The organism is Pseudodesulfovibrio alkaliphilus (assembly GCF_009729555.1).
Taxonomy (GTDB): domain Bacteria; phylum Desulfobacterota; class Desulfovibrionia; order Desulfovibrionales; family Desulfovibrionaceae; genus Pseudodesulfovibrio; species Pseudodesulfovibrio alkaliphilus.
This window is the reverse complement of sequence record NZ_WODC01000002.1, coordinates 138,343-149,816: the sequence shown is the minus strand read 5'-3', so window position 1 is coordinate 149,816 and position 11,474 is coordinate 138,343. Positions and strand designations below refer to the sequence as shown.

Below are 11,474 nucleotides of genomic sequence, written 5' to 3'. Positions count from 1 at the left end.
CGGCCACCTATTCCGGGGAAGGATGGCGAACGGCGTCGCGCAGAAGGTCAAAAGGCGGCGGAGGCACCGCGCAAGGCCGGGAACCGAGATTGTCCCGCGCATACAGCGCCTCGCCGTCGGCTCGATTGATCGCGATCCAGCGTACAGTGGCGGTCGTCGCAGCATCGCCGACCCGGATATTCACCTGCCCCGGCAACCGGAATCCCGACAGGGTCAGATACCCGGCAAATTGGATTTCCACCATCCGTCTTCCGTCCCTGTAGCGCACCATGAGCGGTGCCATATCCTCGTTATGCAGCCAAACGGCAGGACCGACAGCGTCCCCCGGTTCTGCCCCGAGCATGAGGCAGGGCGCATCCCCGCAAAACCCATAACTGCGTTCGGCGATGTCCACACCCCATGCCTTCCATCGGTCCACGGGACCGGCAGGCATCCAGAGCATAAGCGGGGACAGGGCAAAATCGCCCTCAAGACAGGAAGCCACCACCCGGCCATCCATGCCCACGGCCACGGCAAAGGCTTCGCCCGAGTCGGCAACGGACCCGTTATGCGATGCACCTGACGGTTCCGCGGGAAAGGTCCACTCCTGCCGCCAGCGACCGCGGGACTGCCAGACATGGACAGATACGCCGGGAGAGTCGGCAAAGGTCATGACCGCCTCCCAGGAAGTCAACCCGCCATACTGTCTGCGCAACGCCCGGGCGAGTTCCTCCTCGTCAGCCGAAACAGCGCCGACAGGCGGCACCATGAACGCCACAAGGGCCACAAGGCACAGGGCGGGGATCAGCTTGGACAAGACAGCAACTCCTGGAGGCGTTTGACTAGTTCGTCGCGAAGCTCCTCGTCCTGAAGGGCGAAATAGATGTTGGCCGTCAGGTACTCCACCCAGTCTCCGGCATCGAACCGCTGCCCCTGGAGCTTGACGGCGATGAGCTTGTCACGGTCGGCCAGTCCCTGCAGGGCGTCCGTCAGCTGGATTTCACCGCCCACACCCGCTTTTTGCCCGGCGAGAATGTCGAAAATCTCGGGCAACAGAACATAGCGGCCAATGATGGCAAGGTTCGAAGGGGCCTCCTCCACCGAAGGCTTTTCCACGAGGCTCGAAACCGTGTACATGCCCTTGGCGAATTCCGTGCCCTTGATCACCCCGTACTTGCTGACCTTGTGCCTCGGGACTTCGATGACGCCCACCACGGCCTTGTTCTCGGTCCTGGCGGCTTTGATCAGCTCGCCTATCCCGGTGTCGCGGCCGAACATAAGATCGTCGCCAAGCATGACCGCAAAGGGTTCGTTGCGGCAGACCTCGCGGGCCGTGAGGACGGCATGGCCCAGGCCGAGCTGTTCCTTCTGGCGCACGGCAATGACGTTGACCATGTCGGCCACGCGACGGACCTCTTCGAGCATGTCCACCTTGGCTGCCCTGGCCAGGAGCTGTTCAAGCAGAAAGTTGCGGTCAAAGTGGTCCTCAATGATGGTCTTGTTCTGGTTGGTGACAAAGACCACATCGGTTATACCCGCGCCGATGCCCTCCTCCACGATGTACTGGACGATGGGCTTGCGGAAGATGGGCAGCATCTCCTTGGGGACGTTCTTGGTGGCGGGGAGCGAACGGGTGCCCCATCCGGCGACGGGAATGACTGCCTTGGTGATCTCCATGAGAATCCTCCGTGTATTTGCTGGCCTTAGCGCAGGAATTTTTCACAGGCCTGGACCAGGGTCTCGACATGACGGCGCACGACCTCGTCATCCGGGCCTTCGACCATGACCCGGCAGACCGCCTCGGTACCCGAGTAGCGCAGAAGGACGCGTCCCTTGCCGCGCAGATCCCGCTCCACCCTGTCCACTTCGGCCTGGAGCCCGGGAGCCTGCTCAAAGGGAATCTTGCGCTCCACATGGACGTTGCGCAGTTCCTGGGGAAAGGGTTCGAGCAGCCCGGCCAGCTCCGAGAGCGGGCGTTGTTTTTCCAGCATTATACGCAATAATTGGAGAGCTGCAAGGAGACCGTCCCCGGTGGTGGAATGGTCCATGAAAACCAGATGGCCCGACTGCTCCCCGCCAAGGCTCGCGCCCTCGCGGCGCATGGCCTCGACCACGTAGCGGTCGCCCACCGCGGTACGCAGCAGCCTGCCGCCATGCTCAAGCATGAAAAGCTCAAGGGCCATGTTGCTCATGACCGTAGCCACCAGCATGTTGCCGGGAAGCCTGCCCTTTTCCATCATCTCCAGGGCGCATAAGGCCATGATTTGATCGCCATCAAGGATACGACCCTTTTCATCGCAGACGATGAGCCTGTCCGCGTCGCCGTCCAGGGCGATGCCCATATCCGCATCCTCGTCCACCACGATGTGCGAGATGACCTCGGGATAGAGGGAGCCGCACTTGTGGTTGATATTCAGCCCGTCAGGCTTGGTGCCCACCCGGACCACCGTGGCGCCCAGCTCCTCAAGTACGCTTGGAGCCACGCCGTAGGCCGCCCCGTTGGCACAGTCGAGCACGATCTTGAGGCCGTCCAGGGTCAGCTTGGGAGAAAAACTGTTCTTGAGGTAGACGATGTAACGCCCCTGTGCGTCCACGATGCGGTGCGCCTTGCCGATCTGCTCGGGCGCAGGGTATTCCCAGCGGGAGTCCGCGGTCAGCACCAGTTCGCTGATCTCGTCTTCCACTGCATCGGGCAGTTTGAAGCCCTCGCGGTCGAAGAACTTGATGCCGTTGTCCATGAACGGATTATGACTGGCCGAAATGACCACCCCAAGGTCGGCGCGCATGTTGCGCGTCAAGAATGAAATGGCCGGAGTGGGCAGCGGGCCGACGAGAAAGACATCCATGCCGTTGGCGCACAGCCCGGAAGTCAGGGCTGTCTCGAAAACATATCCCGACAGGCGCGTGTCCTTGCCAATGACCACCCGGTTGCGACCCGAGCCACTGCGAAAATACTGCCCGGCGGCCAGGCCGAGCCGCAGGGCGATCTCCGGGGTCATGGGAAAGATGTTGCCCTGGCCGCGCAGGCCATCGGTTCCGAAAAGCCTCTGCTTCATGCAATGCTCCATGGCCGCGATGCGGCGTCTATCTTTTGGTCAACGTGGTCGTGATCGTTTCCGGGTTCTTCCGCACCAGCGAGCACCCTTCGGGCAATGTCACCGAAAAATCAAGATCGAACCTCCCCTCGGCGGGTTTGTCGGGAAAGGTCAGGGTGGCGGTCATGTCGGTCCGGTATTCGTTGTTTCGGAACAGGGCGATGGGCCCTTCAATGAGCAGACGCACATAATCCTGGGCCACCGCAGCCCGAAGCCCTTTGGGATCGTCAAAGGAAAGAGGCAGTTTGACCCATATTTCACGGGTTTTTGGGCCGAATAACGCCTCCACCCGCACCCGGCCGGGCGATGGCCTGACCTCGTCGGGAACCTCGACGCCCACATCTTCGGCCCAGCGCTCGGGCACGGTGTCGGGGAAGTCCTCGTGCATGACCACCTTGATGGTGGAAAGTTTCCGCAGCTTGGTTTCCGGGCCGCGAACCTCCACCGTTTGCGGAGTGACGCGCACCTCGCGCAGGACGTAATCCGGGTTGAGCTGGCCCGACCAGGCGGCCTCAAGGGCAATGGATTTGGTCATCCGACGGTCTACCACCAGACGAAGCCGATTGGGCCGAACCTCAATGATCTCGTAGGCCGAGGAAAGGGGCAGGCGCGAGGCGTCTATCTCCACCACCTGCTGCCCAACGCCGAGTCGGCTCACGTCAAGGGGATAATTGAGGGTCTGGGACGAAAGGTTGCCCACCAGCCCCTTGGGGCCGCGCAATCGGACCTGGATCTTCTCGACCATGCCCTCCTCGATGATCAGTCCTTCGGGAGGATTCGTCATGATCACGGGCATTTCCACCCAGGTTTCAATGACCTCGCGGCCGGTCACAAGAAACCAGGTAAAGATGGCCAGCCCCAGGGCCAGCAACATGGTCTGCCAATTCTTCTTCATGGCTTACCGTCCCAAAGCGTTGCGCAGCACGCGGCGCAGACGCACTTCGTCCAGGCTGGTGGTCAACCGCCCGTTCATGGCCACCGAGACCTCGCCACGCTCTTCGGAAATGACGATGATCACCGCGTCAGACTCCTCGCTGATGCCGAGGGCGGCGCGATGCCGGGTTCCGTACATGGGCTGGCCGCGCAGTTTAGACGACAGAGGCAGGATGCAGGCCGCAGCCACAATCCGGTCTCGCCGGATGATGACCGCGCCATCGTGCAGCGGCGTGTCGGTGACAAAAATGGTCTCCAGCAATTCCTTGTTGACCTTGGCGTCCAGTTCGATGCCCCGTTCCACAATGTCGCCAAGGGGCATGTTCTTCTCGATGACCATGATGGCGCCGGTGCTGGTGTGGGCCATGTTCATGGCAGCCTGGATCAGGCTGTCCAAAGTGTCGTCGCGCACCTGGGACTTGGTCCAGAAACGCTTGGTGCCCACGCTGGCCAACGCCTTGCGGATGTCGGTACGAAAGAGGATGACCACCACAAGGAACAAGGAGCTGAGGAACTCGCCCAGCAGGGTGCTCAAGGTGTACAGATTGAACTGCTCGGAAAAGTAGTAGATAATCAACACCACCACCATGCCGTAGAGCACTGCGGCCGCCCGCGTCCCCCGCACCAGGAGAATGATGTTGTAATAGATGACGCCAACGAGCACGATGTCGAGCACGACGCGCCAGGTTATCTCCATTCCAAACAGCTCAAACATGATCTTTGCTACGCTATTTCCTGAACGATAGTCAATGTTTGTCGAGTTGATTCCACCTCATGGACCCGGTGGATGGCCACGCCCCTGGCGGCCATGAGCGCAGTGGCCGCCTGAGTGGCGTTATGCCGTTTGTCCACGGGCAGACCGAGCAGGCCCTGCCACAGGGATTTGTTGGACAGCCCGAGATACAACGGCAGGCCAAAAGTCAGAAACCGCTCGATATTGCGCAGTATGGCGAGGTTGTGCTCAAGCGTCTTGCCAAACCCTATTCCCGGATCAAGAACCACCCTGTTCAGGGGCAATCCGAGGAGGTCAAGCCGCTCAAGCCGCTTTTCGAAAAAAGCCATAATATCCTCGACCACATCCGCGTATCGGGGCGTGTCCTGCATGGTACCGGGGCGACCGAGGCTGTGCATGAGCACATAGCCGGGACGGTACTGGGCAATGACATCGCCAAGGCCGGGATCAAAGGAAAAAGCGGACACGTCGTTGAGGATGACCGCACCCGCCTCCAAAGCCCGGGCCGCGACCTCGGCCTTGTAGGTGTCCACGGACACGACCGGCCCGGTCCCGCCGGACAGGCCCTTTGACGCCACCAGCGTCTCAATGACCGGCAGCACCCGTCCAAGCTCGTCGAGCACGCTAACATGATCGGCATAGGGGCGTGTGGATTCACCGCCCACATCCAGGATATGCGCCCCCTCGGCGGCCAGTTTCAATCCATGGGCCACGGCGCGATCGGCGTCAAAGTGCGCCCCACCATCATAAAAGGAATCCGGGGTCGCATTGACGATTCCGGCGATAAAAAAGGGGGCCGGGCCCAAGACCCTGCCCCCTTTCACTGTCCATGTGGTGTCACGCATGATGGCCTAGAGCCTATTGCCGCTTGGGACCGGAATCGTCCGGCTCCGGGTCCTGACCGTCCCTGCCTTCGTCCTCTTCAAGGATGAAGTCGTCGCCGGAATCGCCCTCGCTGACCGGCTTGTAGCCGGGACCGGGTACGACCTTTCCCTCGGCGTTGTAGCCGGACGAAGGAGCGGAAGGAGCCGGGCCCGACGAGGAAGAACCGGACGGCGGGGAGCCGGGTCGGCCTCCGTTGGCAGGCTCCATGGGCGGCAGCGGCTTGCGCTGCATGAGCAGGTTGATCTCGTCGCTGTTGAGGGTCTCGCGCTCCAGCAGGGCCTGGGCCATGGCCTCCAGAATATCCCGATTCTCGGAGATCAGCCGATGCGCCGTGTTGTGGGCCTCATCAACAAAGCGGCGCACCTCGGCGTCGATGGCCTTGGCGGTCTCCTCGCCGTAGTTGCGATTGTGGACAATCTCCCTGCCAAGGAAGAGCGAATCCTGATTGTCGCCCAGGTCCAGGGGGCCGAGCGTCTCGCTCATGCCCCAGGCGCAGACCATGTTCCGGGCGATCTTGGTGGTCTGCTTGATGTCGTTGGCAGCCCCGGTGGTCAGATGGCCGAAGACGATCAGCTCCGCAACCCGGCCACCCATGCCGCAGACCATGCGGGCCTCAAGGTATTCCTTGGAGATGGTCAGCCGCTCCTCCTCGGGAAGATACAGCGTCACACCAAGGGCCCTTCCCCGAGGAATGATGGAGACCTTGTGCACCGGGTCCGCCTTGGGCAGCAGCTTGCCCACCAGCGCGTGCCCGGCCTCGTGGTATGCGGTGGTGCGCTTCTCCTCCTCGCTCATGAGCAGGCTGCGGCGCTCGCGCCCGCCCATCATGACCTTGTCCTTGGCCTCCTCGAAATCACTCATGTTGACGTGGTCCTTGCCCAGCTTGGCGGCATGGAGCGCGGCTTCGTTGACAAGGTTCTCCAGGTCTGCGCCGGAAAAGCCCGGAGTTCCCCTGGCGATGACCTCCAGATTGACCTCCGGGGCCAGGGGGGTTCTGCGGCTATGCACCTTGAGAATGCGCTCGCGTCCACGCAGGTCGGGGTTGGGCACCACCACCTGACGATCGAAACGTCCGGGCCGCAGCAGCGCCGGATCAAGCACATCGGGACGGTTGGTGGCGGCCACGAGAATGACGCCCTCGTTGGACTCGAAGCCATCCATCTCCACCAGCAGCTGGTTCAGGGTCTGCTCGCGCTCGTCATGTCCGCCGCCCAGCCCTGCACCGCGCTGGCGGCCCACGGCGTCGATCTCGTCGATAAAAATGAGACACGGCGCGTTCTTCTTGCCCTGGGCAAAGAGGTCGCGCACCCTGGAGGCGCCCACGCCCACGAACATCTCCACAAAGTCAGAACCGGAAATGGAGTAAAAGGGAACCCCGGCCTCGCCGGCCACTGCGCGGGCCAACAGGGTCTTGCCTGTGCCCGGTCCGCCCACCAGCAGCACGCCCTTGGGGATGCGGCCGCCAAGACGGGTGAACTTGCGCGGCTCGCGCAGAAAATCGACGATCTCGGAAAGTTCCTCCTTGGCCTCGTCCACGCCAGCCACGTCCTCAAAGGTGACTTTCGCCGTCTCCTCGTTAATCAGACGCGCCTTGGACCTGCCAAAACTCATGGCGCCCCGCCCCCCGCTGCCGCCGCCCTGCATCTGGCGCATGAAGAAAATCCACACGCCGATGAGCAGGAGCATGGGGAACCAGGAGAGCAGCAGCGTCATGTACCAGGGCGACTCGTCCGGCGGTTCCGCCTTGACCTGTACGCCCTTCCTGATCAACGTGTTGATGAGGTTGGGGTCGTCGGGGGTGTAGACGCTGAAGCGTTCGCCCGAAGACTTAAGCCCGCTGACCCGCTGACCCTGGATCTTCACTTCAACCACGCTGCCGTTGTCAACCATGGACAGAAACTCGCTGTACGAGGGCTGGTCCTGGGGCATGGGCGGCTGGTTGAACAGATTGAAGAGCACGACCATCAAGACAAAAATGATGGCCCATACAGCAAGATTTTTCATGTGGTTGTTCAAAGAGACTTCCTCCGAACGACACGGCGGCTGGCCGGATCGCCCTCTTGAGCGGACCGCAACAGGAATGCGCGGCCGGTGGTTTGGTCTGTCAGTTACCTAAAGTAATGTCCCCGGGTGAAAAATCAAGGGGAAACAAAGCAAAAAATACACCCGGCCCATCCTCCGCGTGACGACGGAGTAACGGAATTCCGGCTCACCTAACTGAGCCAAGCCATGCGGAAAGCGCATTGATCTGCGCTTGCACGGAATCCGGCCCGGTTCCGCCAGGCGATGTCCGCCGCCGGACCGCAGCCCGGTAGTCCAGCACCGCGTAAACGTCGTCGCCAATGAGGTCGGAAAAACGCCTGAACTCGTCAAGACTCAGGGCTTCAAGGCCCACCCCCCGCCCTTCGGCATAAGCCACGGCCGCCCCGGTGATGTGGTGCGCCTCGCGAAACGGCACCCCCCGCGCCGCCAGATAGTCGGCCAGTTCCGTGGCGTTGAGAAAACCGCGCTCCACCGTGGCAAGCATCTTCTCCGGCACGAACTCGAGCTTTGCCAGCAACCCGGTCATGATCTCAAGGGACGAGGTCACGGTCCGGTCGGTGTCAAAGAAAGGCTCCTTGTCCTCCTGCATGTCACGGTTGTAGGTCATGGGCAGCCCCTTGACCAGCACCAGCAGGCCGGTCAGCGCACCCACAACCCGTCCGGTCTTGCCGCGCATGATCTCGCAGGAATCCGGGTTCTTCTTCTGCGGCATGATGGAAGAGCCGGTGGAATAATCGTCGGGCAGCCGGACATAGCCGAAATTGGGATTGGCCCAGATGATGACCTCCTCGCACATGCGCGAGAGGTGGGTCATGATCAAACTGCCCGCGAACACGGCCTCAATGGCGAAATCGCGGTCGGCCACGGCGTCCATGGAGTTGGCGAAGATCACGTCCATGCCGAGGTCTTCGGCCACCATGACCGGATCGACGGGATGGGTGGTCCCGGCCAGGGCCGCCGCCCCCAGGGGCATGACGCGCACCCGCTTGAGACAGTCGGCCAAGCGTTCGTGGTCGCGCCGGAACATCTGGCAGTAAGCCAGAAGATGATGGGCGAGGCTCACGGGCTGGGCGGGCTGAAAATGGGTGCAGCCGGGCAGCAGGGTGTCGCCATGCTCCTTGGCCCGGTCCAGATAGACCCTGACCAGCTCGGCCAGACGCTCCTGCCAGACAGCGATCCGGGCGGCGACATGGAGACGAAAGTCAAGGGCCACCTGATCGTTGCGGCTGCGCGCGGTATGCAGCTTGCCGCCAAGGGGGCCGATGATCTCGGTCAGCCGCGACTCGATGTTCATGTGCACGTCTTCAAGCCCGGTCTTCCATGTAAACCGCCCGGCCTCGATCTCGCCCCTGACCGCGTCCAGGCCCTCGCAGATGCGCCCCGCCTCGTCATCGGTCAGGAAACCTCGACGCGCAAGCATCCGCGCATGGGCCTGGGAGCCCCGAATGTCTTCGGCATAGAGCCGCCAGTCGAACGAAACCGACTCTGAATACGCCTCCATCGACGCAGCGGTTGTGCCGGCGAACCGACCGCCCCACATCTTTTTGTCTGCCATACGCTACTCGCAGCTTTCTTCCTGGTCCTTGCCGCCCCACTTGCTCTGCTGCATGCGTCCCTTGAGCCGCAGCCCCACCAGCTTGATGAAGCCCGCGGCGTCCGCTTGGTCGTAAATCACATCTTCCTCAAAGGTGGCCAGATCGGCGTTGTAGAGGGAGAACGGCGATTTGCGCCCAAGGGGCACGCAGTTGCCCTTGTAAAGCTTCAGACGCACGGTTCCCGTGACCCTTTCCTGCGTCTTGTCGATCATTGCCTGGAGCGCCTCGCGCTCGGGAGAAAACCAGTAGCCATAGTAAACCATTTCGGCATAGCGCGGAACAAGGCTGTCCCGCAGGTGCATCACCTCGCGATCCAGGGTCAGCCCTTCCAGGTCGCGCCGGGCCATGGCCAGGACCGTGCCGCCCGGAGTTTCGTACACCCCCCGCGACTTCATGCCAACGAATCGGTTCTCAACCATGTCCACCCGGCCGATGCCGTGTCTGCCGCCCAACTCGTTGAGCTTTGCCAGCAGGGCCGCCGGGGAGTATTTGACACTGTTCACCGCGATGGGGTCGCCCGCCTCGAAATCGATGGTGATCTCCTCGGGCGCGTCCGGGCACTTCTCCGGCGGGGTGATATTCCGGTAGCAGTCCGGTCCCGGCGCGTTCCAGGGGTCTTCCAGCTCGCCGCCCTCAAAGGATGTGTGCAGCAGGTTGGCATCGATGGACCAGGGCTTGGCCCGGCTCACCGGCACGGGAATGGCGTTTTCCTGGGCATAGTTGATGAGATCGGTCCGGGACTTCAGGTCCCACTCGCGCCAGGGGGCGATAGTCTTCAGGCGCGGGTTGAGGGCCATGGTGGCCAGCTCGAAGCGGACCTGGTCATTGCCCTTGCCCGTGGCACCATGGGCCACGGCCTGGGCGCCCTCGATCTCGGCGATCTCCACCATGCGCTTGGAAATCAGCGGCCGGGCAATGGCCGTGCCGAGCAGGTAGCGCCCCTCGTAAAGCGCGTTGGCCCGAAACATGGGAAAGACATAGTCGCGCACGAACTCCTCGCGCAAATCCTCCACATAGGCCTTGACGGCGCCCGTCGCCAGCGCCTTTTCCTCAATGCCGTCCATCTCCTCGCCCTGGCCGAGGTCCGCGGTCATGCAGACCACGTCGCAGCCGTAGTTGTTCTTGATCCACTTGAGGATGATCGACGTATCCAGCCCGCCGGAATAGGCGAGAACAACTTTATCCAACTTGCTCATCTGATTATTTCCTCACTGTCCTATCGCTCTTCAATTGCTGTAAACCCATTCGATGATGGCTTTTTGCATGTGCAGCCTGTTTTCGGCCTGATCCCAGACGATGGAGGCAGGCCCCTCGAACACGCCCTCGCTGACCTCCTCGCCCCGGTGGGCGGGCAGGCAGTGCATGAAGCAGGCGCCGGGGGCGGCCTTGGCCATGAGCTTCTCGTCCACGGCGTATCCGGCAAAGGCGGCCTCGCGCTTCTTCTGCTCCTCTTCCTGGCCCATGGACGCCCAGACATCGGTATTCACATAGTGCGCCCCAGCCACGGCCTCGGCCGGATCGTCGGTCAGGGTGATCTCCGCGCCAAGGCTCCGCGCCTTCTCCATGATGCCCGGGTCCGGCCGGTACCCTGCCGGACAGGCCAGGGCGAGGGAAAAGCCGAAGGTGGCGGCCGCGTTGATAAAGGAATGAGCCATGTTGTTGCCATCGCCCACCCAGGCCACCTTGAGGCTCTCAAGATCCGGGGTGCGTTCGTACATGGTCAGCACGTCGGACATGATCTGGCAGGGATGGTATTCGTCGGTCAGGGCGTTGATGACCGGGATGGTACCGAACTGGACCAGGGTTTCAAGCTTCTCCTGGCCAAAGGTACGCACAATGAGCCCGTCCGCGTAGCGCGAGAGGACTCGGGCGGTGTCCTTGAGAGGCTCGTCGCGACCCAGCTGGGAGTCGCGGGAAGTGATGAAAACAGGATCGCCGCCCAGATGGCGGACACCCACCTCGAAAGAAACACGTGTACGCGTGGACGCCTTCTCGAAAATCAGAAGCAGGGTCTTTCCGGCCAGAAGATCGGTACGGATGTCGCCGTCTTTCATCGCCTTGGCACGCAGCAACACGCTGTGCGCCTCGTCCCGGGACATATCCAGAATGGTCAGAAAATGCTTGGGCATCGTGAGTTCACTCCATCATCAATTGCCGGTCATTACGAAAGGGATGAAGTGTGGCCGATCTTGACATGGATGTAAAGGCTTT

General features: G+C 62.0%; 10 protein-coding genes. All 10 read right to left on the bottom strand.

Going from position 1 to position 11,474, the window contains the following annotated elements:
• Nucleotides 1-7 precede the first annotated feature (7 nt).
• Nucleotides 8-796, bottom strand: a complete 789-nt coding sequence (locus tag GKC30_RS04390; RefSeq protein ID WP_155932519.1) for a hypothetical protein — start codon at nucleotides 794-796, stop codon at nucleotides 8-10.
• Nucleotides 784-1,656 carry a UTP--glucose-1-phosphate uridylyltransferase GalU gene (galU, locus tag GKC30_RS04385; RefSeq protein ID WP_155932518.1) on the bottom strand — a complete coding sequence of 291 codons (873 nt, stop codon included), beginning with the start codon at nucleotides 1,654-1,656 and terminating at the stop codon, nucleotides 784-786. Before galU ends, GKC30_RS04390 begins: the two co-directional genes overlap by 13 nt.
• Nucleotides 1,657-1,682: 26 nt before the next feature.
• On the bottom strand, nucleotides 1,683-3,035 hold the full coding sequence (glmM, locus tag GKC30_RS04380) for a phosphoglucosamine mutase (RefSeq protein ID WP_155932517.1): 1,353 nt from the start codon (nucleotides 3,033-3,035) through the stop codon (nucleotides 1,683-1,685).
• 28 nt (nucleotides 3,036-3,063) lie between these two features.
• Nucleotides 3,064-3,969 carry a CdaR family protein gene (locus tag GKC30_RS04375; RefSeq protein ID WP_155932516.1) on the bottom strand — a complete coding sequence of 302 codons (906 nt, stop codon included), beginning with the start codon at nucleotides 3,967-3,969 and terminating at the stop codon, nucleotides 3,064-3,066.
• A 3-nt stretch (nucleotides 3,970-3,972) separates the two neighbouring features.
• On the bottom strand, nucleotides 3,973-4,722 hold the full coding sequence (gene cdaA, locus GKC30_RS04370) for a diadenylate cyclase CdaA (RefSeq protein ID WP_155932515.1): 750 nt from the start codon (nucleotides 4,720-4,722) through the stop codon (nucleotides 3,973-3,975).
• A gap of 8 nt (nucleotides 4,723-4,730) precedes the next feature.
• Nucleotides 4,731-5,588, bottom strand: coding sequence for a dihydropteroate synthase (gene folP, locus GKC30_RS04365; protein WP_437179102.1), 858 nt, complete (start codon nucleotides 5,586-5,588; stop codon nucleotides 4,731-4,733).
• Between the two features lie 10 nt (nucleotides 5,589-5,598).
• Nucleotides 5,599-7,641: an ATP-dependent zinc metalloprotease FtsH gene (gene ftsH, locus GKC30_RS04360; protein WP_155932513.1), complete on the bottom strand. Its 2,043-nt coding sequence runs from the start codon at nucleotides 7,639-7,641 to the stop codon at nucleotides 5,599-5,601.
• Nucleotides 7,642-7,834: 193 nt separating this feature from the next.
• Nucleotides 7,835-9,223 (bottom strand): argininosuccinate lyase, encoded by a 1,389-nt coding sequence (gene argH, locus GKC30_RS04355; RefSeq protein ID WP_155932512.1) that lies wholly within the window; start codon nucleotides 9,221-9,223, stop codon nucleotides 7,835-7,837.
• Between the two features lie 3 nt (nucleotides 9,224-9,226).
• Nucleotides 9,227-10,459, bottom strand: coding sequence for an argininosuccinate synthase (locus GKC30_RS04350; protein WP_155932511.1), 1,233 nt, complete (start codon nucleotides 10,457-10,459; stop codon nucleotides 9,227-9,229).
• Nucleotides 10,460-10,489: 30 nt separating this feature from the next.
• Entirely contained in the window at nucleotides 10,490-11,392 is a 903-nt protein-coding gene (argF, locus tag GKC30_RS04345) for an ornithine carbamoyltransferase (RefSeq protein WP_155932510.1), read from the bottom strand.
• Nucleotides 11,393-11,474: the final 82 nt, after the last annotated feature.